Source organism: Actinomyces mediterranea (assembly GCF_900155595.1).
GTDB lineage: Bacteria > Actinomycetota > Actinomycetes > Actinomycetales > Actinomycetaceae > Pauljensenia > Pauljensenia mediterranea.
Window position 1 is genome coordinate 72,519 of sequence record NZ_FTPB01000002.1, and the last position, 23,441, is coordinate 95,959.

Annotated in this window: 25 protein-coding genes and 1 other RNA gene; 1 reads left to right on the forward strand and 25 read right to left on the reverse strand. The window is 64.1% G+C overall.

All coding sequences use genetic code 11. The annotated features are described in order from the left end of the window. Nucleotides 1-71: 71 nt before the first annotated feature. A complete protein-coding gene (locus BQ7471_RS00365; protein ID WP_083663157.1) occupies nt 72-1,325 on the reverse strand; it encodes an ATP-binding protein in 1,254 nt (417 codons plus the stop codon). Nucleotides 1,326-1,965: 640 nt separating this feature from the next. Between BQ7471_RS00365 and BQ7471_RS00375 the strand changes: the two genes are divergently transcribed. Further along, nucleotides 1,966-2,622, forward strand: coding sequence for a hypothetical protein (locus BQ7471_RS00375; protein WP_076463358.1), 657 nt, complete (start codon nt 1,966-1,968; stop codon nt 2,620-2,622). 256 nt (nt 2,623-2,878) lie between these two features. Here BQ7471_RS00375 and ssrA read toward each other — a convergent pair. The 24 genes from ssrA to BQ7471_RS00495 form a co-directional block, all read right to left on the reverse strand. Further along, nucleotides 2,879-3,255: a transfer-messenger RNA gene (ssrA, locus tag BQ7471_RS00380) on the reverse strand. A 95-nt stretch (nt 3,256-3,350) separates the two neighbouring features. Continuing rightward, on the reverse strand, nt 3,351-3,773 hold the full coding sequence (locus tag BQ7471_RS00385; protein WP_076463360.1) for an HXXEE domain-containing protein: 423 nt from the start codon (nt 3,771-3,773) through the stop codon (nt 3,351-3,353). Continuing rightward, nucleotides 3,757-4,293, reverse strand: coding sequence for an HXXEE domain-containing protein (locus BQ7471_RS00390; RefSeq protein ID WP_076463361.1), 537 nt, complete (start codon nt 4,291-4,293; stop codon nt 3,757-3,759). The genes BQ7471_RS00385 and BQ7471_RS00390 overlap by 17 nt, the downstream gene beginning before the upstream one ends. A gap of 12 nt (nt 4,294-4,305) precedes the next feature. Then, nucleotides 4,306-4,833 carry an SsrA-binding protein SmpB gene (gene smpB, locus BQ7471_RS00395; RefSeq protein WP_076463363.1) on the reverse strand — a complete coding sequence of 176 codons (528 nt, stop codon included), beginning with the start codon at nt 4,831-4,833 and terminating at the stop codon, nt 4,306-4,308. A gap of 61 nt (nt 4,834-4,894) precedes the next feature. Beyond that, nucleotides 4,895-6,157, reverse strand: a complete 1,263-nt coding sequence (locus BQ7471_RS00400) for a peptidoglycan DD-metalloendopeptidase family protein (RefSeq protein ID WP_328586640.1) — start codon at nt 6,155-6,157, stop codon at nt 4,895-4,897. An 8-nt stretch (nt 6,158-6,165) separates the two neighbouring features. After that, nucleotides 6,166-7,080 carry a permease-like cell division protein FtsX gene (gene ftsX, locus BQ7471_RS00405; RefSeq protein ID WP_076463367.1) on the reverse strand — a complete coding sequence of 305 codons (915 nt, stop codon included), beginning with the start codon at nt 7,078-7,080 and terminating at the stop codon, nt 6,166-6,168. Nucleotides 7,081-7,083: 3 nt separating this feature from the next. Beyond that, the gene (gene ftsE, locus BQ7471_RS00410) at nt 7,084-7,773 is read right to left on the reverse strand and encodes a cell division ATP-binding protein FtsE (protein WP_076463369.1); all 690 of its coding nucleotides are present in this window, start codon (nt 7,771-7,773) and stop codon (nt 7,084-7,086) included. Nucleotides 7,774-7,921: 148 nt separating this feature from the next. Further along, on the reverse strand, nt 7,922-9,049 hold the full coding sequence (gene prfB / locus BQ7471_RS00415) for a peptide chain release factor 2 (protein WP_076463370.1): 1,128 nt from the start codon (nt 9,047-9,049) through the stop codon (nt 7,922-7,924). A 75-nt stretch (nt 9,050-9,124) separates the two neighbouring features. Then, a complete protein-coding gene (locus BQ7471_RS00420; protein ID WP_076463372.1) occupies nt 9,125-9,787 on the reverse strand; it encodes an ABC-2 transporter permease in 663 nt (220 codons plus the stop codon). Nucleotides 9,788-9,803: 16 nt separating this feature from the next. Further along, nucleotides 9,804-10,706, reverse strand: a complete 903-nt coding sequence (locus BQ7471_RS00425) for an ABC transporter ATP-binding protein (protein ID WP_076463373.1) — start codon at nt 10,704-10,706, stop codon at nt 9,804-9,806. After that, nucleotides 10,685-11,083, reverse strand: a complete 399-nt coding sequence (locus tag BQ7471_RS00430) for a GntR family transcriptional regulator (RefSeq protein ID WP_076463375.1) — start codon at nt 11,081-11,083, stop codon at nt 10,685-10,687. The genes BQ7471_RS00425 and BQ7471_RS00430 overlap by 22 nt, the downstream gene beginning before the upstream one ends. A gap of 98 nt (nt 11,084-11,181) precedes the next feature. After that, nucleotides 11,182-12,366 carry an ABC transporter ATP-binding protein gene (locus BQ7471_RS00435; protein WP_083663158.1) on the reverse strand — a complete coding sequence of 395 codons (1,185 nt, stop codon included), beginning with the start codon at nt 12,364-12,366 and terminating at the stop codon, nt 11,182-11,184. Nucleotides 12,367-12,392: 26 nt separating this feature from the next. Next, on the reverse strand, nt 12,393-14,126 hold the full coding sequence (locus BQ7471_RS00440) for an ABC transporter permease (RefSeq protein ID WP_076463376.1): 1,734 nt from the start codon (nt 14,124-14,126) through the stop codon (nt 12,393-12,395). Nucleotides 14,127-14,233: 107 nt separating this feature from the next. Further along, a complete protein-coding gene (locus tag BQ7471_RS00445) occupies nt 14,234-15,292 on the reverse strand; it encodes an ABC transporter substrate-binding protein (RefSeq protein ID WP_076463378.1) in 1,059 nt (352 codons plus the stop codon). 126 nt (nt 15,293-15,418) lie between these two features. Beyond that, the gene (locus BQ7471_RS00450; protein ID WP_076463380.1) at nt 15,419-16,129 is read right to left on the reverse strand and encodes a response regulator transcription factor; all 711 of its coding nucleotides are present in this window, start codon (nt 16,127-16,129) and stop codon (nt 15,419-15,421) included. Further along, nucleotides 16,119-16,952, reverse strand: a complete 834-nt coding sequence (locus tag BQ7471_RS00455; RefSeq protein ID WP_162841038.1) for a sensor histidine kinase — start codon at nt 16,950-16,952, stop codon at nt 16,119-16,121. Before BQ7471_RS00455 ends, BQ7471_RS00450 begins: the two co-directional genes overlap by 11 nt. A gap of 164 nt (nt 16,953-17,116) precedes the next feature. Continuing rightward, nucleotides 17,117-18,478 carry an NADP-specific glutamate dehydrogenase gene (gdhA, locus tag BQ7471_RS00460; protein ID WP_076463382.1) on the reverse strand — a complete coding sequence of 454 codons (1,362 nt, stop codon included), beginning with the start codon at nt 18,476-18,478 and terminating at the stop codon, nt 17,117-17,119. A gap of 123 nt (nt 18,479-18,601) precedes the next feature. Then, on the reverse strand, nt 18,602-19,081 hold the full coding sequence (locus BQ7471_RS00465) for a hypothetical protein (protein ID WP_076463385.1): 480 nt from the start codon (nt 19,079-19,081) through the stop codon (nt 18,602-18,604). Then, a complete protein-coding gene (locus tag BQ7471_RS00470; protein WP_129583286.1) occupies nt 19,074-19,502 on the reverse strand; it encodes a hypothetical protein in 429 nt (142 codons plus the stop codon). The genes BQ7471_RS00465 and BQ7471_RS00470 overlap by 8 nt, the downstream gene beginning before the upstream one ends. Next, nucleotides 19,499-19,945, reverse strand: coding sequence for a TadE family protein (locus BQ7471_RS00475; protein WP_129583287.1), 447 nt, complete (start codon nt 19,943-19,945; stop codon nt 19,499-19,501). The genes BQ7471_RS00470 and BQ7471_RS00475 overlap by 4 nt, the downstream gene beginning before the upstream one ends. A gap of 6 nt (nt 19,946-19,951) precedes the next feature. Continuing rightward, nucleotides 19,952-20,164, reverse strand: a complete 213-nt coding sequence (locus tag BQ7471_RS00480; protein ID WP_076463389.1) for a hypothetical protein — start codon at nt 20,162-20,164, stop codon at nt 19,952-19,954. Nucleotides 20,165-20,220: 56 nt separating this feature from the next. Next, a complete protein-coding gene (locus tag BQ7471_RS00485; RefSeq protein ID WP_076463390.1) occupies nt 20,221-21,111 on the reverse strand; it encodes a type II secretion system F family protein in 891 nt (296 codons plus the stop codon). Continuing rightward, nucleotides 21,108-21,968 (reverse strand): type II secretion system F family protein, encoded by an 861-nt coding sequence (locus tag BQ7471_RS00490; RefSeq protein WP_076463392.1) that lies wholly within the window; start codon nt 21,966-21,968, stop codon nt 21,108-21,110. Before BQ7471_RS00490 ends, BQ7471_RS00485 begins: the two co-directional genes overlap by 4 nt. Continuing rightward, nucleotides 21,968-23,194 carry a TadA family conjugal transfer-associated ATPase gene (locus tag BQ7471_RS00495; RefSeq protein WP_076463394.1) on the reverse strand — a complete coding sequence of 409 codons (1,227 nt, stop codon included), beginning with the start codon at nt 23,192-23,194 and terminating at the stop codon, nt 21,968-21,970. Before BQ7471_RS00495 ends, BQ7471_RS00490 begins: the two co-directional genes overlap by 1 nt. Between the last annotated feature and the right edge of the window lie 247 nt (nt 23,195-23,441).

The following is a 23,441-nucleotide window of genomic DNA, read 5'->3' on the forward strand; positions in this document are numbered from 1 at the left end:
ATCATCACTTCTCGACTTGTGCACAACGCTGTGAAGGACGCGCCCGGTCAGAGCGTGTCCCGAAGCGGCTATCACGGACCGAGAGCCGTGATGGGGACGACACAGACGCCGTCGGGGCGCCGGTAGCTGAAGCGACCTCCTGTCACCATGATGAGCGCCGCCGCATCGCCGTGTCTCTCGTGATCGATTTTGCTGGCCATCCGCAGTAGTGAAGCCGCAGCAGCATCTGCTGCAGACTCTCCCAGCTTGACCTCGATCCCGGCCCATCTGCCATCAGGGAGCTCGAGCACCGCATCGACTTCGTGCCCGGTCTGGGAATTGCGCCAGGACGCCAACGTGGCACCCAAGGACTGCCCGTAAACCCGCAGGTCGCGCATGACCAGAGACTCGAAATGCAGGCCCGCAGCGTTGAGATCCTGACGCAGCTGCCGAGTCCCGACCCCCAAGGCTGCCGTCCCCAGCGAGGGATCGACAAAGTGGTGGACGGCGGATGCACGCAGCCGAGTCCGAGAACGCATATGAGGACGCCAGGCCGGAACGGGCTCGATGAGCATGAGGCGCTCCAGCGCATCCATGTAGTTCGTGAGGGTCTCCGACGCGATCGGCCCCCTGGCCCCACCGACGTCCTTCGCCAATGACGTCAGATTCAGCGGAGTCGCTGCAGAGCGTCCAAGGGCGGCCAGCAGTCGTGTGATATTGCCGGGGTTTCGCCGAGGACCCAGTCCCGGAACATCCACCTCGGCGAGCGTTCGTAGATAGTCGCTCAACCACAACGACGCCTCTCGCTCGCCGGCGTCGAGTAGATCCGGCCACCCGCCGACCACGATCCGCTCCAGCAGTCCATCGATGCTCAGACCAGAACTCGCGCCTACGGGATCGCCCCCGTCCAGGAGACCTTGCAGGCTGACCTCACCCGTGGAATGCCCGGTCTCGAACAGGGTCATCGGCCGCATGCGCAAGCGCGCAATCCGTCCCGCACCCGAGTGAACCCCCACCTCATCGCGCGGACGAGAGGAGCCGGTGAGGACGTAGAGACCTCTCCCGTCATGGTCGTCGACAGCACGACGCACAAGATTCCACAGACGCGGGGTCTCCTGCCACTCATCGAAGACGATCGGAGTCGGGGAGGAGAACAGCTGCTCGGGCACCACCTCGAGGGCTGCGCGAGCCGCCTCATCGACATCCATCCTGAACACCGAGGCCGCGACCTCGACAGCAGTGCGCGTCTTGCCAACCGCCTTGGGGCCGTCGATGAGCACAGCCCCCATCGCTGCCATCCGCCGGTTCAGCTCGCCGTCCACCACTCGAGGTCGATAATCAGTCACGCATGAAGTCTACAGTTCGTCATCCCTCAAATCGAGGTTTCGTCAGACCGCCTAAAGACAGATACCGCACCCCACACCCGACCGAGATGCCAGTTCTACGCGACCAGCAACACAAGCAGATCTTCCAAACCGCCCTCACCCAACTGGTTCGGCGTCAGGACCTAGTCGACTGGAACCTCCTCCACACCACCCTCTGCGATACCACCGAGCTGGAGACGCAAGCCGTACAGCAACGGGGTGCGATCGATGCTGTGACGAGGATGATGGAAGACGCGATCACCGCCTACGCCACCTGCCTACAAGACCAGCAACACTTCGCCCAGCTCGAGACCCAACGCCGGGGAAGCAGTCGACGAGTTCACTGCGACGGAGGCGGAGATCACCCGCCGCCAACGACTGCATACCGACCTGGCCACCTACCGCAACACGCTCACTGGGCTGCAGGTGGCTGGTGATTTCAACCCCGCCACTTACCACGTTCTCTGCCACAACATCGACATCACACCCAACGGGCACGCGACGGTTGTGTTCAAGGACGGGACGCGCATCGATGTCAAGGGAGGACACCGCCGGGCTGAGATCCCTTGTAGACGCGACGACCTCCCCATAATCCACGGCGACGCACGCCATAATCTTTGCCATGAAGAGTTTGACCAAGGTGGACCCACGAGCCCTCATCTCCGCAGGATTCGAGAAAGCCCTCACCCTCCAGCAGCCACGCGCGCAGGCCAACATCGCTCGGCTGCGCCGTGTCCACCCAGACAAGACTCCCCAAGAACTCATCTCATACATCAACAAGTGGTACCTCGGCGCAGTGACGGCCTCCGGCACCGGGGCAGGAACGGCGGCCGTCGTTCCCAACGGAGTCGCCCAGACCTCGGCCGCAGTCGTCGATCTCGTGACCTACCTCGAAGCGTCAGTCTTCTACATCCTCTGCTTGGCCGAGATCCACGACCTTGACCTAGAAGATCTGGAGCGTCGCAAGATGCTCATCACCGCAGTCCTGCTCGGCAACTCCGCATCATCCAAGCTTCTCGACAAGGCCATCGGACGAACCGCACCCTACTGGGGCAAGAAGCTCGTCGAAGCGCTCCCCATGGAAGCCGTGAAGCAAGCCAACAAGATCTTGGGACCACGATTTGTCACCAAGTGGGGCACCAAGACCGGCATCTTAGTCCTCGGCAAGCAAATCCCCCTCATGATCGGGGCAGCCATCGGCGGCGGAGGAAACCTCCTGTTCGGATCCTTCGTCATCAAAGCAGGCGAAAAAATCCTCGGCCCCGCACCAGAGACATAGCCACCACCCCACGACGATGACAGTCAAAGCCACACATCAACCGACATCATTATCGAATCCGAGCTCACCGACACCCAGAGTGACGACCTGCCCACATAGGAGCCCAGATCCTCACGTCCGCCGATGCCTGGCTCACCAGTCGAAGCGCCGCACCGCATCGGCAAAACACCCAACTCTCACGCGCGGGGCCAAAAATGGCACACGCACATGACAAAATGCCCACTGGCGCATCAATGTGTCAACGCCAGCAGGCACTTAGTGGAGATGGGGGGAATCGAACCCCCGTCCGACGGCCGACCCCGAGGTCTTCTCCGGGCGCATCCTGCTGATAATTTCTCGGCCCCTGACGTCATGCAGGCCTGCTGTCAGATGGGCTCAGTCGATGGAGTGTCGGAGCGGACCCACCGACATGGCCCGCACCCAGTGGCTCTCTGAACGACGCCAGGCACCAGGCTGAGAGCACCACCTGGGCTGACGGACTAAAGGTTCACGCGGCGATATCAGGCGGCGAGAACGTAGTCGGTGCGGTTCTGTTCGGCACCTATTGGTTCGCACACATCGTTTGCGAGTAGAGCGTGCGTCCTCGGCCCGCTTCCCCTCGATCGACGACCGTCGTCGAAACCGATCATCCCCTATTGAGTTCATCAACTCACCGGTCAGCTGACTCAACCGGACACACCAGGATACCTCACAATACGCACACCGCACAAGAGCTCTCAACAACAGCCTCACCGGGTGAGCGCGTCGATCCGACTGAGGACGCTGACCGCCCCCGGAATCCCCGGGAGAATCGATGTCGCAGTCCCAGGCATGAACGACCGCGTCCTCAATGACACACCGATATGCATGCAGAATGCGACCGACCACAGCGTCACCAGGGTTGTGGTCGCCCTCCTCGTAGCACGCCGATCCCCGCGGGTGAGTCGGTACAGAACCCACAATCCACCCCCCTGCCCGGCGACGAGGCCTGCACGAATCCACGGATTGGTGCTGGCGAGGGGATTCGCCCGCAGATGGTCGTCCAACCATCCGCACCCCGTCGTACCCGCTTCATCCAGCCATCGACGAATCGGCAACACCACTTCTTCCGCCTGGTGCACCCCCACAAGGAGCGCGGTCAGCATCCATGCCCGATCAGTGTTCGTCTTCATCGCATCTGTAAACGTGTGACCACAGGGCGCCGGTGAGGTGGGACAGTGCGAGCCAGCCGCCGACTCGGGCGAGAGCTCGCAGAGGACGCATCCGATGAGGCACCCCCGCCGCGTCGAGCGAGTGGAGCGCGTAGGCGAGTTGCGGCAGGACCACCGTCGGCGAGGTCGCCACTCCCGTAGTGTAGCCCTTGGTAAGAGCCGCCGCGGCGAGGTGCCCGAAGCCGTGCAGCCCGTATGCCCATTGGAAGTCCTGGTAGAGCCTCCCCCGCCCGCAGGTGCGCATCCCATTGACGACGGCCGATGCACACAACGCCCCCATCATGACAATAGCGGCATTCACGTGCCGTTGATCGATCGCTGCGACCCGCGCGGGAACGGGGATCCATGCTGGCAGAGCATCTACAGTGCGCTGAAGGGATGGGGTCAGGGTGAGAAGCTCCTCCCCATCATTGGCGGCGAAGGACACGGCGAGCGACAGGGGCACGAGCCATCGTTTCCTGCCGCTGAGACGCCCAGTCATTGTCGCCGCGATTCAGCGCTGGGGACGCTTGATGTAGCGGCTCATTGCGCGCTCGGCCTCGCGCTTGTCCTGCTTCTCGCGCAGGGCATGGCGCTTGTCGTACTCCTGCTTGCCCTTGGCCAGGGCGATTTCAACTTTCGCGCGTCCGCCGATGAAGTACAGCTCCAATGGGACGACGGTGTAGCCCTTGGCCGCGACCTTCTGCGCAATGCGCTCGATCTCAGCCTTGTGGAGCAGCAGTTTACGCTTGCGAGTCGGAGCGTGGTTGTTCCACGAGCCCTGCGCATACATTGGGATATTCGCGCCGTACAGCCACGCCTCGCCGTTCTTCGTCTCCACCCAGGCGTCGACGAGGGAGGCGCGCCCCATTCGCAGCGCCTTCACCTCCGTGCCGGACAATGCAAGGCCCGCCTCCCACGCGTCCTCGATGAGGTAGTCGTGGCGCGCTTTCTTATTGCGCGCAATCGTCTTCTTCGCGTCGGAGGCGGCCTTGCGCAGCTCCCCCTCGGTCATCTTCGGTTTCTTCCAGGCCTTGGGCACGACGCACCTCCTCTTCAGCAGTCGCAGCGGATGGATAGGATGCACAGTTTAGCGCGAAGTGTCACAAGTAGCCCATCGGGTCGACGTAGGAACCGTTCTCGGCGACGCCGAAGTGCAGGTGGCAGCCCGTCGCATAGCCCGTCATCCCGACCTCGCCGAGGACGGTCCCCGCAGTGACGTACTGACCGGGCGACACGTAGACGGCCTGCATGTGGAGGTATTCTGTGACGACGGAGTTGCCGCCGATCATACCGTGGTTGACATCGACGTAGGTGCCCGCGGATACGCTCGACGAGACTGCGGAGACCTGCCCGTTCGCGGCGGCGTAGACCGGCTCGCCACATGCGGCGGCGAGGTCGACTCCGGAGTGGAACTTCTGGTACCCCAGAACCGGGTGCATGCGCCATCCGAAGGGGGATGTCACGATCATGGACGAGGCCGGGACGGGGTTGACGAATCCGCCCGACGAGACGTAGGTCGTATTCGCCGCACGGTTCGCCGCGTCGATCTCGGCGAGCCTAGCGGTCGCCGCATCGAGGTCGGCCTGAGCGATCGCAAGCTGGGACTGCGCCTCCGCCTTACGCGCATCCCACGCCTGCTGCTTACCTTCGGCGTCCGCCTTCGCCGCTTCGAGCGACTTCACGCTCTCCTCGGCGTCGGTACGCGCCGCTTCTGCGTCTTCGAGAGCGATCCTCGCCCTGTCCTCAAGCTCGGCGATGCGCGTAGTGATCGCCTCTTGGCGACTCACCTGGGTCCTTTGGGTCGCCTGAACGTCGAGGGCCGCATTGAGGGCCTGCGTCTGGGTGCGCGCCATCGCATCGGCCGCAGCGGTGCGCTGGTCGATCGACTGGGTGCCCGACTTCGTCAGTGCGACGACGACCGCTGAGGAGGTCCCGTCCTTGTACATGCGACGGGCGAGGTCGCCGATCGCCTTGGTGGCCTCGTCCTGCTTCGCGCTCGCCTCGTCCATCTCGGCGTCGAGGGCGTCGTTCTTTGCTTGGGCGGCGGTGAGCTGGCCGCGGGCAATCTCATGCTCACGGTTCGCAGTATCGAGGCGCTGCTGGGCGTCGGCGAGAGCCTGCTCCGCCACGGGGATCTTCGCATTCGCGTCCGCCAGATCGAGGTAGATCTGAGCGAGTTCGGCGTCGATATCGGTGAGCTGATTCCTGAGGGAGTCCACTGTCGACTGCGCCTGCGACTGTTGGTTCGCTGCCTCGTCGCGGCTCTCCTCCGCCGCAGTCGGTGCGGCCCATGCTGCGAGCATCGCGACGACCGCTGCGCATCCCGCTGCAACGGCGCGCCGTCCCCTTCGTGTTGGAGTCATTGTCATGATCAGGCCTTCGTGTACCTTCCGAGGGTGAATGCCGATGCTACAAGGGCGAGGAGCACCGCCGCCACGATGAGTGCCGGAGTCATGTACGCGACCTCGCGCGCTCCAATGAAACTCGTCCATTGGAATGCGGGGGCGAGCCACCCCTGTACGAAGAAGTGCACTCCCGCGAAGAGGGCGCCCACTGACAGCAGGGCCCCCGCGACGGCGGCGAGCGCGCCCTCGATCATGAACGGCGCCTGGATGAACAGATTCGATGCGCCGACGTAGCGCATGATCTGGGTTTCTTGTTCTCGACTCATCGCTGAAAGTTTGATAGTCGTGGAGATGAGCATGATCGCGGCGACGACCATGACGAGGCCGAGTCCGAGTGCCAGCAGGCGCGCTGCGTCGATCACCTTGAACAGGGGCTCGACGATTTCGCGCTGGTCTTTGACTTCGGAGACTCCCGGCGCGCCCGAGAATTCTTCCTTGATGATCGAATACTGCTCCGGGTCGACGAGTTTGATGCGGAAGGACACCTGCAGCATGTCTGCGCTCGTCCACTGGCCGATCGCGGAATCGCCGTAGAGTTCGCGGAAATTCTCGTAGGCCTGTTCCTTCGACTCCTCGTAGACCTCTTTGACGTAGGGCGCCATCTCGGTTGAGGCCAACTTATCGCGGACCGCTCTGATCTGCTCGTCCGTGGCCTCCTGCGCATTGCACGAGGGCGTCCCGTCATCAATGGCGCACATGTAGATCGACACTTCGATCTTGTCATACCACTGGGACTTCATGCGCATGACCTGCATCTGCGACAGGCCCGCGACTCCGACGAAGAGGAGGGACACGAAAGTGACGAGGACGACTGCGACGGACATGGCGCGATTGCGGGACAGTCCCTTGCCGACCTCGGACAGAATGAAACGGAGCTTCATCGTCTATCTCACCGCCCCGTAGACACCGTGGGACTGGTCGCGGGTGACGTCGCCCTCGTGGAGTTCGATGACGCGCTTGCGCATCTGGTTGACGATATCCGCATCGTGGGTCGCCATGACGACTGTCGTGCCCTGGCGATTGATGCGGCTGAGCAGGCGCATGATGCCGAGCGAGGTATCCGGGTCGAGGTTGCCGGTCGGCTCGTCGGCGAGCAGCAGTTCAGGACGGTTGACCATGGCCCGGGCGATTGCGACGCGCTGCTCCTCACCGCCGGAGAGCTCGTGGGGCAGGCGATTCTCCTTGCCCTTGAGTCCGACGAGGTCGAGGGCGTCGGGAACGGCGGTTTGGATCTGGTGCTTCGGCTTACCGATCACCTGCATGGCGAGGGCGACGTTCTCGTACACGGTCTTCGACGGGAGCAGCCGGAAGTCTTGGAAGACTGTGCCGATCTGTCGGCGCAGCTTGGGCACCGCCCAATTCGACAGGCGCGACACGTCCTGTCCGAGGACCCAGACCGTTCCCCCGGTCGCCTTGATCTCGCGCATGACGAGTTGGAGGAAAGTCGATTTGCCGGAGCCGGATTTGCCGACGAGGAAGACGAACTCTCCGCGCTCGACTTCTAGGGATACATGGTCGAGTGCGGGCTTCGCACCCGGCATGTACACCATGGTGACGTCATCGAATCGAATCATGGGACCGTCCAGTTCGGGGTCATGGTCCCAATTAGACTAGGCCACCGCGGGGACGCTCGGATGGGGCGACACGCCGCGATCCGCCGGTGATCGCCTCATCCCCCCGCGCACGCGCGCGTCCGCCCGCGTGATACGGCTCGCAGTCGGCTCAGGCGTTGGCAGCCCCGTCGTTCTGCCGGTTCTTGCGCCAACGAATGCCCGCGTTGATGAACCCGTCGATATCGCCGTCGAAAACGGACTGCGGATTGCCGGATTCGAACTGCGTGCGCAGGTCCTTGACCATCGTGTACGGCTGCAGGACGTAGGAGCGCATCTGATCACCCCAGGACGCCTTGACGTCGCCCGCGAGTTCTTTCTTCTTCGCCTGCTCTTCTTCGTGGCGCAGGACGAGTAGGCGGGACTGGAGGACCCGCAGGGCGGCGGCGCGGTTCTGGATCTGCGACTTCTCATCCTGCATCGACACAACGATGCCGGTGGGGATGTGCGTCATGCGAACGGCGGAGTCCGTCGTGTTGACGGACTGGCCGCCCGGGCCCGACGAGCGGAACACATCGACTTTGAGTTCCGACTCGGGGATTTCAATGTGGTCGTCGGATTCAATGAGGGGGATGACCTCGACGGCCGCGAAAGAGGTCTGGCGCCTGCCTTGGTTGTCAAAGGGGCTGATGCGCACGAGGCGGTGCGTGCCGGCCTCGACGGAGAGGGTGCCGTAAGCGTAAGGTGCTTGGACTTCGAAGGTCGCCGACTTGAGGCCGGCCTCTTCCGCGTAGGAGGTGTCCATCACCTTCGTGGGGTATCCGTGGCGCTCCGCCCAGCGCAGGTACATGCGAAGGAGGATCTCCGCGAAGTCGGCGGCATCGACTCCGCCCGCGCCGCTTCGGATCGTGATGACGGCGTTGCGCTCGTCGTATTCACCATCGAGGAGAGTGCGGATCTCAAGGTCGGAGATGTCTTCCTTGAGAGAGACGAGGTCGGACTCGGCCTCGTCGAGAATGAGGGCAGCCTCGTCGGGATCTTCGCCCGCCATTTCGACCATGGCCTCGAGGTCGTCGATTCTCTCGCTCATCTTGATGACGCGGTCGAGTTCGCTTTGTCGGTGCGACAGCTCGGAGGTCACCCCCTGCGCGTGTGCGGGATCGTCCCACAGGTCGGGGGCGGTCGCCTGCTCCGACAATTCGGCGATCTGGGCGCGGAGCTTGTCGGGCTGCACCACGGCGAGGACGTTGTCCATCGTCAGACGCAGGGATCGAATCTCTTCAGTGAATTCAGTGGCCACGGGCCCAGCCTAGTCGATTCGCCGATACTCCGTTTGGCGTCGTGGGCGAGACCGATACAGCGCCCGGCACTCCTCCTACAGGTCTCTGCGGGCGAATAGGGGGATTGACGCGCACGCGGACACGATGAGCAGTCCCGCCGAGGTGATGAGGCACACCGGCAGCGTCCACGCCGAATCGAGCGCGCCTGTGATCCTGGCCGCCTGATCGGGGAAGTTGTTGATGAAGCCGCTCGCCCCGAATATCAATATCATGGGGATGATGACGGTGACCGTCCCCATGCGACCGACACCGAAACCGAAGAAGAACGGCATCTGAACAGCACAGACGGAGAAGACGGCGAGCGAGGCGATGCCAAGAATGGCGAACACCGGGAATGACGATTCCCCGCCCGAGTGCAGCAGGAGCCTGGTGCCGAGGTCGTGGATCGCCAGGCCGAGAGCAATGGCGATCGCGCCTGCGGTCGCCACCAGTAGGTATCTGGCGACGACGAATGCGCTGCGGGAGGCGGGCAGGAGGGAGAACATCGTCGGCAGGTTCGACCGCTCGTCTTGCCCGAAGAGCCTAGACGGCATGAAGGCGACGACGAAGGTGAATACTGTGGGGACTATGGCGAGGCTGTCGGCCCCATTTATGCCGACGGCGAGGACGACGACGGCGAGCCCGAGGATCCCGAATGCGAGGAGGTCGCGGGCGTGGGCGGATATATCGGCGCATGCGACGCGCAGAAGGGTTGTCATCGGTGTTCTTCTCCTCTCATAGCGTCTGTTCAGCGACGAAGGGTGATGCGGCGCTTGGCGTTCTCTCGCGGCGGCGCGTCAGCGCGGCGATCGCTTCATCGAGCCCGACGGGTTCGACGAGGACATCGGAGCCGAAGAGCGCGGTATTCGCGACGTCAATGACGCCCTCGAAGACACCGTGGCGTTCGCTCAGGCCGTGAACGACGCCCCTCCCCTTCGCGTTGAGCGAGGCGAGGGGGCCTCGCACTACGACGAGGCGTTCGCTCAGGGCCGTCATCGGTCCGGCATAGCATGTGCGTCCGGCGGCGATAACGTGGAGATGGTCCGCAATCCGTTCCAGGTCGGAGGTGATGTGCGTGGAGAAGAGCAGCGTGCGCCGCTCATCGACCATGTACTCGCGGAAGAGGTCGAGAATGTCGAGGCGTGCGACCGGATCCATTCCCGATGTCGGTTCGTCGAGAATGAGTAGTTCGGGTCGGTGGGCGAAGGCGAGGGCGAGTTGGAGTTTGATCGACTGGCCGCGCGAGAGGTTGTGAACCTTGACCGTCGCGGGAACGTCCAGGCGCTCGAGGAGCTCGTCGAAGTAGCGCTGGTCCCAGGTCGGGTAGAAGCGCGAGAGAGTACGTGCGGCGGTCTTCGCCGTCCATTCATGGGGCAGGGCGAGCGAATCGAGGACGACGCCGATGCGCTCGTGGCGTTGTCCGACGGGCGCGCCGAGAACGCAGATGCTTCCCGCATGCGTCTTGACGAGGCCGAGGATCGATTTGAGGGTGGTGGTCTTGCCCGCTCCATTGGGACCGACGAATCCGGTGACGTATCCCGAGGGAACGGCGAAGTCGAGCGGGCCGAGAGTGAATCCTCCCTGGATGCGTACGAGGGCAGAGCAGCTGATGGCGTTCAGCGGTGCGTGCGAGTCCATCGCTGTGCGCTCCTTTCGTTGAATGCGTCGAGGTCGAGGCCCGCGAGGTCGGCGATCGCTATCGCGTCGTCAATGCCCGAGTCCAGTTGTGCGAGCAATCGCGTGCGGGTCTCCTCCTCGTCTTGGGCGAGGACGACGGAGCCCCGACCGGCGATGTTCACAATGAACCCTTGGGCGGACAGGTCGTTATAGGCGCGGGTGGTGGTGATGAGTGAGACTTCGAGATCCCTGGCGAGTTGACGCAGTGAGGGCAGGGAGTCGCCCGGGGACAACTCGCCGCGCCAGATCGCGTCGCGGATCTGGGTGAAGATCTGCTCGTACATGGGGACCTGCGAGGTTCTGGACAAAATGATGTGCACATACTGTTTATATCGCATATATACAGCATGTTCAAGCCTGTGTTTCCAACACCCGGACACAGCGAACCGGGCGGAGCACATCGTCGATGCACATCCGCCCGGCCCATGTACAAGCGTCAGGCGCTCATCGTCTCCCCCGATGTGAGGAGCCACGCCTTATCCTGCTCGATCTGCACGCGCACGACCTGCCCCTCTTCGAACAGATCCTCGTTCTTAGGATCGGACATGACGCAGACGATCGACCCGAACTCCGTCTCGATCTCATACTCGACGGTCTCCCCGTAGAAGACGCTCGTTACGATCTGACCGAAGGAACCGGTCAGCGCTTGCTGCGCCTCGGCCACGCGTTCGAGGCGCAAGGACTCGGGGCGCACCATCAGCACGACGTCCTCACCCTGAGCTGCGGCGCGGCGTGCGCCCTCCTCACAGGCAACGACGAGCGTCTCACCCAGCGCCCTGACCGTCACGGGCCCCGACTCGCCCGCCTGCACGACCTCCGTGTTGAGGAAGTTCGCACGGCCGACGAAGTCCGCAACGAAGACGGACGCGGGATGCAGGTAGATCTCTGCGGGCGACGCCACCTGCTCGATACGGCCCGCATTCATGACGACGATCCGATCGGACATCGCCATCGCCTCCGACTGGTCGTGCGTGACATACACAGAGGAGATGCCCAGGCGCTTTTGCATCCGGCGGATCTCGATGCGCATCTTGACGCGCAGCTTCGCGTCGAGGTTCGACAGCGGCTCGTCGAAGAGCAGCACCTTGGGGCGCACGACCATCGCGCGGGCGAGGGCGACGCGCTGCTGCTGGCCGCCCGACAGTTGCGAGGGCGCGCGGTCGGCCATCGCCGTGAGGTTCATCGCCGCGAGCGCAACATCGACGGCCTCGTCGAGCTGGGCCCGTGGCATGCGCTGGAGTTTGAGCCCGTAGGCGACGTTCTCTCGCACCGACAGGTGCGGGAAGAGGGCGTAGGACTGGAAGACCATCGACATGGGGCGCTTGTTCGGCGGAACACTCACCATGTTCTCCCCGTCGAGCATCACCTGGCCCGAGGTCGCGTCCTCGAAGCCCGCAATCATACGCAGGGTCGTTGTCTTCCCGCACCCCGACGGTCCGAGCAGAGTGATGAACTCGCCGGGCAGGATGTCAAGATTGATGTGATCGACGGCGGTCACGGGATTCTGAGTATTACCGAAGGTCTTCGTCAGTTCGACGAGCGAGAGGCTGCCCGTCGCCGCATCATCGGCTCGTCCGGGCTGGGGGGTTGTGGCCGCGTAAGCGGTTGGTGCGGTGGACATGTTGTTCTCCTTGGACTGCTCGGGGCTCACAGGCCCGCGCCCGTCTGGGCCGTAATGGACTTATCCCGCACGAGCAGGTTGGTCAGGCCGATGACGGTCATGACGATGATGATGAGGATCGTGCAGAAGGCGAATGCGTTGCCGAAGCGCCCCGCATCGACCTCGGCGAGGATCTGCGAGGTCATGATCTTGGTGTGGGGCGTCGTGATGAACACGATCGGCGACAGCGTCGTCATCGACCTCGCGAATGCGTAGGTGAGGCCCGCGATGAACGCCGGTCGGATGAGCGGCATCGTCACCTTGACGAAGGTCTGCAACCCGGAGGCTCCCAACGACGTCGAGGCCTCGTCGATGCTCTTGTCGATCTGCTGCAGGCTCGCAATGCCCGAACGCTGCCCCGACGGCATGGAGCGGGCGATGTAGACGAGGATAATCGCGAGCGCGCCGCCGAAGACGGCGGAGCCGCCTGCGAGCGCGGGGAGCAGTTGGAGGCGCCCGATGATGAACGGCTTGTTATAGGTGATGAGGTAGCCGATGCCGAGAACCGTTCCTGGAACCGACAGGCCGAGCATGCCGAGGAAGTCCATGACTCCCGCAGTCGCCCGCAGCCGCACGACCACCAGCCATGCGACGAGCATGCCGAGGACGCCCGCGATCGGGGTGGCGACGAGGGCGAGGATCGTCGTGTCGATCATCGCGTCATTGCCGATTCCGGACAGGATGTACTGGAAGTTGCTGAGCGTGAAGGTGTTGTCGACGCCGAGGATGTTGACGAAGGCGCCGACGATGACAGTCGCATAGATGGACACGATGAACACGGCGAGGATCGCGGTGACCACTCCGAGCGGGATCCTCGCGATATTCGCGGAGACCGTCTTGACCCTGCCCGTCGGTTTTCCGGTCACGGTAACCGCGGAGGATCGCGATGCCCAGTAGCGCTGCAGGAGGAAGACGAGCAAGGCGGGAACGAGGAGGATCAGCGAGTAGGCGCTGCCCGCCGCCGTATTGTACTCGCCATTGACGGCGATATAGGCGCGCGAAGCGAGCACCGTGAAGTCGCCTCCGATGACGAGTGGGTTCGCCAGGTCCGCAATGGCCTCGACGAAGAGGAGGAGGAAGGAGGCGGCGAAGCCCGGGATGAGCATGGGCAGGGTGACGGTGCGGAAAACAGTCCACTGCGATGCGCCGAGGGAGGCGGCAGCCTCCTCCATCGCCGGGTCGAGATTGCGCAGCATGCCGAGCATGTTCATGTACGCGACGGGGAAGAACGACAGGGAGAGCACCAGGGTGAGGCCCGACAGGCCGTAGATATTCCACTGTTGTCCGAGCAGCTGCGTGGAGACGATCCCATTGCGTCCGAAAAGGGTGATCGATGCCGTTGCGACGGCGAAGGGGGGCGACACGATGGGGATGAGGCAGATGAGGTGGAGGAGCTTCTTGCCGGGGATGTCGACTCTGGCCTGGACATAGGCGAGGAAGAATCCGGCGAGCGTGCCGATGAGGCCGACGACGCAGCCGAGGACGACGGTATTGATGATAATCGTCCGGTTCGTGGTCGTTGACATGATCCCGGTGAGGACATGGGTCCCGTCCGGGGAGAATGCCCTCGCCAGGATGGTTCCGAGCGGCAGGAGGACGAGGAGGAAGAGGACGAAGGCGACTGCGGCGACGATGAGGACCGTGACGGGGTCTTGACGAACCCTGGTTCGACTCTTCGCCGGTGTGCGCGCTACGTCGCGCGTGGCGATATCGGAAGACATAGGGGATCCGTTCTATTCGACAGGAGGGAGCATGCCCCGGCCCGATGCGCGTCAACGGGCCGGGGTGGGATCCGGTTCCCGGCGCGCGTTGGGAACCGGATGGGGGATCACTCGCGCGGCTGCGCGGCGATTTCCTCGTCGAAGCGGGATGTCAGTCCCGACTTGGCGGCGGATGCTGCTGCGAAGTCGTAGTCGATCAGGTTGACCTCGTCGAGTTTGACCATCTTGTCGTTGGCAGTCGCCTTCGGGTTCGTCAGCACCTGGTTAGAGCCGACGGTCTGGCCGATGTTCTGGGCGTCGGCGGAGATCGCCCAGTCAATGTACTTCTTCGCGGCCTCGGAGTTCTTGGAGTTCTTGATAAGGGCGACCCCTCCGATCTCGTAGCCGGTGCCCTCCCTGGGGAAGGACACGACGAGGTCCTTCATGCCCTCATCGCGGTACTTCACGCAGTCGTGGGAGAAGACTAAGCCCACGCCCACCTCCCCGCGGCCGGCGATCTGTCCGGGCGCCGTGCCGGACTTGGTGTACTGCAGGACATTGTTGTGCATCTGCTTCATGTAGTCCAAGGCGCCGTCCTCGCCGCCCCGCAAGACGACTTGGGTCCACAGCGTCGTGAACGCGGTGCCCGAAGTCGAGGGGTGGGCGGTGGAGACCTGCCCCTTCAGGGCGGGGTCGAGCAGGTCGTCCCACGAATCCGGAACATCGACGCCGAGCTGATCAAGGACAGCCTGGTTCGAGCAGAAGCCGAGGACGCCCACGTACACACCCGTCCAATGGTGATCGGGGTCCTTGTACTTGTCGGGGATGTCGGCGGCCGAGGGCGACTCGTAGGCCTCAATGAGGTCCTTTTCGACTGCGGCGCCGTATCCGTCGACGGGCCCGCCGTGCCAGACGTCGAACTCGGGGTTCCCCTTGGCCGAGTCGAGGCGCGCAACGGTCTCGCCCGAGGAGAGGCGGACGTAGGTGGTCTTGATCCCGGTCGCTGCGGAGAACTCGTCGGTCCACTTCTGGCACAGGTCTTCCATCGCGCCGCATGCGACGGTGAGGGACTGTGAGCCTGGGTCCGCACTCCCCCCGCTCTGCTCCTCGGGGACGATGCACGCGCTGAGGGCGAACATGCTGATAGCGGCGATTCCTGCGATGGGCAGCAGATATCTCTTCGTCATTGGGATTCTCCTTCGAATCGAACGAGGATGAGGCTCAGGATCGGCGTCGATCCCGGTGCCCTTCCATGCTTCCCCGTCGATCGGCCCTCGCGCATCCGCTATGAGTAACGCCGGGTAACTCTCCGGTTACCGTTGCGAGTCGAGCCTCGGCATCGTGTACCCGACGCCGCGCACCGATTGAACGTAGGTCCTCCCCCGGTCGCCGAGGGCTTGACGGACTCGATACGCGGTCATCTTGATCATGTCCTTAGCCCCGGAGAGCTCGTGGGTCGCCCACACCTGGTTGAGCAACTCGCGGTAGCTTACGGCCTCGCCGATATGCATGGCGAGGGCTTCGAGGAAGCGGACCTCGGTGGCGGGCATGTCGATGAGACGCCCCTCCATGGACACCCGGTGCTCAACCGTGTCGACGCTGAGCGCTCCAGTGTGCACCGTCGTGCGGGAGCGTCCTCTCCACCGGCGGACGAGCGCCTTCGCCCTCAAGGTGAATTCACGGGGGCTGAAGGGCTTGGTCACGTAGTCGTCGGCGCCGAGTTCGAAGCCCCTAACTCTGTCCGCTTCCTCCGACAGCGCGGTGATCATCATGATCGGCACATCGGAGACGGCCCTGATCCTCTCGGTCAGTGCGAGTCCTCCGACGACGGGAACCATGAGATCGAGGACCACGAGGTCGAATTCGGTTGTGGAGAAGTGCTCCCAGGCGCGAGCGCCGTCGCTCGCCGTTGTGACGCAGAATCCCTCCGTTTCGAGGGCGAATTGCATGATCATGAGGATCTGCGGCTCATCGTCGACGACCAGTGCCCTCGGCGAGTCGTGGATCGTCTCGTCACTGCTCATCCTGCTCGCTCCTTTCATTCGGGTTCGCTCGCCATCGGCGCGGGAGCGTGAGGTAGAAGGTCGTTCCCTTCGTCTGAATCGTGTCGACGAGGATCCGGCCACCATGTAGTTCGAGGACCTTTTGAGTAATCATCAATCCGAGCCCGGTGCCCGGTCGCAGCGAGCCGCCCGTCGCGAAGGGGATGAAGAGCCTGTCGCGCTCCTCCCGGGTCATCCCTGTCCCGTCGTCGCTCACACAGATCGTGACATCCTCATCGGAGTCGGCGACCGCGACGAGGATCGATGCCCCGTCACCGGCATGGCGCGCCGCATTATTGACGACATTGGCGATGGCCTGCCCCAAGAGTCTCGGATCGGCGTACATGTGGATGGGGGCACCATGATTGTCGAGTGTGATCGGGCAGGAGTGGAAGCGCCTCATCTGGACGACGTTCCTGCGGACAAGTTCACGGATCTCGACCCTGTCGAGCCTGAGTTTGAACAGTTCCGACTCCAGTCGGATCTCCGCCAAGAGGTCGTCCGCCATCTCGATGACCTGATTGGAGTTCTCCGCGATGGTCTTGGCGAATTTGCGTTGGACGGGATTGAGGGGGCCCGCGCTCTCGTCGAGGAGCAATTCGGCCGCGCCTCGCACGACGGTCAGGGGCGTGCGCAGTTCGTGGAAGAGGACGCCCGGACGCTTGATCCTCTCCTCGTGGAGTTCGCGCACGCGCTGAAGTTCGGATCTCGTGCGCTGCAGCGCCCTCCAGGTGGTAACAGCGAGGGCGGCGCCGAGGAGCGCCACCGCAAAGGCGCCCGCTGCGAACCACCAGCCCACCATCATCGCCTTCCGCCGATAGGATTCTGTGGATCACACTAGCGCAGGCGCGCTCTTCGCAGCCGCCCTGACGCATCGGCTCGACCCGCAGTCGGGGCATGCAGACGCATCCGCGTGGAGCCGGGCGGCCCCTGAGGGCCGCCCGGCTCACCCCGCGTCGAGGTCTCGGATCAGATGACGCCGAGATCGATCATCGTGTCGGCGACCTTGATGAAGCCGGCGAGGTTCGCACCTGCGACGTAGTCGCCGGGGACGCCGTACTCCTCAGCGGTCGCGACCGCTTGAGCGTGAATATTCACCATGATCCGGTGGAGCTTGGAGTCGGTCTCCTCGAAGGCCCACTGGGTGCGCCCGGAGTTCTGCTGCATCTCAAGGGCCGAGGTGGCGACGCCGCCCGCGTTCGACGCCTTGCCCGGGGCATAGGCGACGCCTGCGGCCTGCAGGGCTTCGATCGCGTCGGGAGTGGTCGGCATGTTCGCGCCCTCGGCGACGAGTCTCACACCGTTCTTGATGAGGGTGTTGACGCCTGCGAGGGGCAACTCGTTCTGGGTCGCACAAGGCAGCGCCACATCGCAGGGGACGTCCCAGATGGAGCCGTCGAAGACGAAACGCGCGGAGGATCGCTCATTCGCGTAGTCAGCGACGCGTCCGCGGCGCACCTCTTTGATGTCCTTGAGCAGTGCGACGTCGATACCGGCCTCGTCGACGACGTAACCGGAGGAGTCGGAGACTGCGACAACGGTGCCGCCGAGCTGCTGAACCTTCTCCGTCGCGTAGATTGCGACATTTCCGGATCCGGAGACGACGACGCGCAGACCGTCGAAGGACTGGCCCTTCGTCTTGAGCATCTCTTCAGCGAAGTAGACGAGGCCGTAGCCCGTCGCCTCGGTACGCGCGAAGGAGCCTCCCCAGTTGAGTCCCTTACCCGTGAGAACTCCGGCGTCGTAGCGGTTGGTGATGCGCTTGTACTGGCCGAAGAGGTATCCGATCTCGCGTCCGCCCACGCCGATGTCGCCTGCAGGGACGTCGGTATCGGGGCCGATGTGGCGGGAGAGTTCAGTCATGAGAGACTGGCAGAAACGCATGATCTCCGCGTCGGACTTGCCCTTGGGGTTGAAGTCGGAGCCGCCCTTGCCGCCGCCAATGGGCAGACCCGTCAGAGCATTCTTGAAAATCTGCTCGAAACCGAGGAACTTGATGATGGACAGGTTGACCGAGGGGTGGAAGCGCAAACCTCCCTTGTAGGGGCCGATCGCCGAGTTGAATTCGACGCGGTATCCACGATTGACGTGGACTCGTCCCTCGTCATCGGTCCAGGGAACACGGAACATGAGCTGGCGCTCCGGCTCGATGACACGATCGAAGATCGCGAGGTCGGCGTACTGAGGCTTGCGCTCAACCAAGGGCGCGATCGTGAGGAGGACCTCGTAGACGGCCTGGTGGAATTCAGACTGTTCGGGGTCGCGGTCGAGGACCGCCTGATACACGGGGCGGAGAACGTCTGAGAGGCGTTCCAAATCAAGAGTGCTCATGACTAAAATATTGGCATTACTTGGCGATCACACCCTATGCCTTTCATATTCTGGCCATGCTTCACCATTCACTAAAACCCAAGTAATCTGATTTTGACTTACCCTTTACGCACTCTTGACTCTTTATGAGCGTGCGCCTACCTGCGAGATCGATTCGCGCACCAGAGTCGGAGCCGCGAGATCAGCCGCAATGACGGGAATGAAAGGGAAGACGGCGCGGGCGCTCACCTCGACGCGGACCCACTGGCCCCCCACGGACACCGACTCCAATTCCGCCCCGCGCCCGACCCGGCACGTCGAAGTGCGCAGGGATTCCAGCACGCGCGGCGCCTCATACTCCGCCTGCACCTGCGATGTCCCCTGTGAATCCCCTCCGGTAGCGTACAGCGACGGCCCGGAGACGAGACCCGCAACGCCCGATGCCACGCGATCCGCGCAGGACACGAGCCTGCGGTCCTCAATCGCCACCGCCGTCAGCGCTGAGGACACGAGGACGAATACGGTGACGAGCATGAGGCACGCCGCCATGAGGACGCCGATCCGTCCCTCCTCACACCGCAGATCGGCCTCGTCGCGAGGCGGGGCGTACCTGTTGTTACTCATTGAGGTTCACCTGTTCGACTCGCGACATCGACGCCGCCGACACCGGGAAGGCCGCACGATCGGAGAACCAGCGCGGGATGAGCGGCAGAGGGATTGACGTAGACACCGTCACCCTGACATCGCGGTCCAGTCCTTCACACACCTGGCAGTCGGTGTGGATCGACGGCGACCCGTGCACGTGGAAGTCGGAGAATGCGCACTCCACCTGCGCCGCGGCCGTCTGCGAGGCCCCTGGGTCCTCCGCTAACACGCGCGCCGCCTCGCGCGCCCCCGCTTCGACGGCGAAGAGCCCCGCCTGGATCTGGGCGAGGGCGACGACGAGGTAGACGATGGGGATCACGAGGACCGCGACGAGTCCAATGAACTCCACCGTCGCCTCGCCCCGGTCATCGCTCCACCGGTTGCTCCTGCACTCCATCATGATTCCGCCTCGACGACAGCGCTGCCGGTAACGGTCAGCCACGTGGGCCCCCAGGATGCGAGGACTGGCAGATCGGTCGTTACCGTCACGACGAGGACCTCTCGCCCCGAAATTTGCGTGCGGCCGGTCTCAATCGTGCGCTCACGAGCCGACCCCCATATGGAGTCCAGCATCGACTCCGTCCGCTCGATCGCGGATGCATCACTGCCCGCAAGCATCGCTCCGCGGCGCGCTCCCTCACTCGCAGCGGCAATCGTCATATTGCGGATGTGGAGGGCGAAACCGAGTTGCAAGACTGCGAGGACGACGATGAGGACCATCGCCTGGACGAGGACGTAGGACACGACCTCCGCCCCCTCCTCCCCCGCCGTTGCCGACCGGTACGTAGAGTCGGCGCGTCCGACCTGCGTGTGGGGCGTTCGCGCATCCGTCCCGGTGCTCATGGACACTCAGATCCCCGACAGGGAGTCGATCGCCCGATTGAAGACCTCGACGAGGCGTTGAGAGGCGACGCCCCAGATGAGGACGACGAGGGCCGCCGTCATCAGGGTGATGAGCACCCATCCGGGGACATCGCCGCGTTCGGAGTTGTCGTGCGGGGCGATGAAGGAGTCGCGGATGGACAGCAGGGCGACGATCGCGAATCGTGTGAGGGAATCCATGGTCATGTCCTTATCAGTGGGGGCTGGTAATCGAGGTCGGCATCGGGCACCCGCGGTTACGGGGCGATATCGAGGGCCATGAGGCCGGGATAGAGGGCGAAGAGCACCGTGACGGGCAGGATGAGGAAAACGACGGGCACGAGCATGGCGATCTCTCTCTTGCCGCCCTCCTCCATGAGGCGTTGGCGCGACGCCTCGCGGATATCGCGCGCTTGATCGTGGAGCACCCTGGCGAGGGGGGCGCCCCTCTCGATCGCAGTGATGAGGGTCTGACAGAGTCGGTCGAGTGACGGAGAGTCATTGCGATCCGCCAAGTCGGCGAGCGCCTTCGTCGACGAGGCACCCAGGCGGATCTCGGACACGGTCTTGGCGACTTCCCCGTTCAGATCCGTCGACGAGATCTGTGCGACGCGTTCGAGGGCCGCCGGAATGGACTCGCCTGCACCCACGGCGAGCGCGAGGAGTTCCGACATGTCAGGCACTTCCATGTCGATGCGGCGCTGGCGCGTGCCAGATCGGTGGGTCAAGAGCCTGTCCCACGCGCCGAGACCGCCGATGAACCCGATAATGGAAATGAGCAGGAGCACGAACACGCCCTGCACTCCCCTACCCACCGCGAGCGGCGCGCCGATGAGAAGGGCGATCGCGGTGAGCCCGATTCCGGTGGCGACTTGGTGGAGGCGGAACGCCGCCATATCAGTCTCCGCACCGAGAAGGATGAGCCTGCGCTCCACCGACGAGGTCGTCGACCCGATGGACTCGAGTGCTCGGAGCATCCACCCACTGTCTCGAGCCGCCCGCGATGAGGGGGCGGCGACGCGCCCTGCTGCGACTCGCTGCGCGAAGGTGGGACGGCGCAAGCGCCAAGCGGCATGAACCATGAGCAGTCCCCCGGCGCCGAGGCACCCGGTGACGGCGGCGGAGGCGAGGAACGCGTCGACGCTCATCGCATCGTCCTCGGATCGGTACTGAGCCGCCCCAGATACTGCATGAGGAGGTAGGCGATGATGCAGGCGGCGGCCCCGCAGATGAGGACCGTCACGCCTTCTGCGCTGTTCCACACATTCGCGGCCTGCGGCTGGGCGGAGATCATGACGAGGACGATCCACGGCGCGATGACGGCGAGGCGCGCGGCGTTCACCGTCCACGACTGGCGGGCCTCCAATTCGCCGCGGACTCGCGCGTCCTCGCGGAGCAGCGACCCGAGGTCGCGCAGGAGGATCGACAGATCCGCTCCGCCCACGTCGCGGGCGAGCCTGAGCGCCTCGATGATCCTGTCAGCGATCGGGTCGGCGAGTCGATCCTTGAGGCGATCGAGTGCGACGTCGAAGCGGCCCTGCGCCTGGTAGTCGGCAGTGAAAGCCCTGAAGGCCGGTCGCAGCGGCTCGGGGCCCTCCTCGCCCACGTCGGACAGGAGCTCGGGAAGGCCGGCGCCCGCGCGCACACCGGACACGAGGGAGTCGATGACCTCCGGCCATGCACCGCGGGACTCTTTGACGCGGGTGCGCGCCTGGGAGGCGACGAACAGATTCGGCAGCGGCAGGACGATCAACGCGATCATCGCGGACACGACGAGGACGGATGTGAAGACGAAGACTACGATGAAGGTGGCGAATGCTGCACCGACTGAGATGCCGACGAGGCGCCCGACGGTCAATCCCGACAGCTGGGAGCGCGTCACGAGGTCGCGCCACGTGAGCAGCCACCGCGGAGTGCGCATCCCCAGGCGGGGCACACCGATAATGGGGGATGCAACGAGGAGGACACCGACTCCGAAGAGGAGCCCGACGAATACGGGAGCCATCACGTGCCCCCTGCGAGCAGGCCCGCCAAATCGAAGTCGGCGATTGCGAAGCGTTCGTGGAGTTCCATTCCGCCTGCTCCGCGCACCAGCCTGTTCCCATCCATGGTCCACAGCTCCGACACTTCGATGTGCTGACCCTCCACTCGCCCGGGCAGGGATACGACCTCCGTGAGGCGCCTGCGCCCCGCCCCATCGCGCTCAACGTGGCAGACGATGTCGACACTGGAGGCGAGAGTGGGGACTACGAATGCAGTGGTGACGTTCTCTCCCGCCAGCAGCGGCAGCATGGTGAGCTTCGCCAGCGCCTCCCTCGCGGAATTCGCGTGGACCGTCGCCATGCCGGGGACGCCCGCGTTGAGGGCGAGAAGGAGGTCGAGGGCTTCGGCACCGCGCACCTCTCCGACGATGATGCATTCGGGGCGCATGCGCAGCGTCTCACGGACGAGGTCGCGCAAGGTGACCTCTCCGCGGCCCTCGATGTTGCCGGGCCTGGTCTGCAGGGCGACGCCGTCACGATTCGTCAGCCCCAATTCGAAGACCTCTTCGCAGGAAATGACACGGCGAGACCTGGGGATCTCTCCGGCGAGGGCGCGCAGCAGTGTCGTCTTGCCCGCCTGGGTCGCCCCTGACACGACGATCGACAGTCCCGCTGCGATACTGGCTTTGAGGAATCGGGCGACCGTCCCCGGCACCATCCCCGACTCGACGAGGTCATTGAGGGAACGCGCCCTGTGAATGTGCTTGCGAATATTGACCGACCAGTGCTTGCCCGCCACCGGTGGGATCACGACGTGGAGGCGCTCGCCTCCGCGCAGCATCGCATCGACGAAGGGGGAGGACAGGTCGAGGCGCCGACCCGAATACAGGAGCATCCTCTCGACGAGGTCGCGCACCTGCTGGTCGTCGAGGATCGCCGTCGTCAGCTCTGCGACGCCATTGCGGGCGACGAAGACGTTATGTGGGGAGTTGAGCCAGATCTCCTCCACATCCGGGTCGTCGAGGAACGGCTGGAGCGGTCCGAGCCCTGCCACCTCCGCCATGAGTTCCCTCGCGCGATCGTCGCGGACCTGCGGGGGCAGGGGTCCGCTGAGCGCGTCGAGCGCCTCGTCAATGACCTCGGCAGTGAGGGAGGGCTGGGCGTAGGGGTCGATTCCGCGTGCGGAGAGGCGCTCTCGGATCCACGCGACATGCGTATCCACAGCCGCAGATGACGGGCCGGTATCCATGTCCACTCCCCTCCTTCCGGGCATGTCAAGCGTTTGACTGTCCTGCTGGAAACTATCAGTCGACTCCGACGCGCCACAAGCCCCCCCCTTCCGATCTGTGGATAACTCCCAAATTCGGGCGATGGTCGGATCGATGCATCGCCCTGGGTTCGTCAGCAAAACCGAGTTCGGCATGCACACGTCGAATAGCATCCGACAAAGGCTTCGACCTCGGCCCCGCCCGCCCCTCAACACGCCCGCCGCTGAC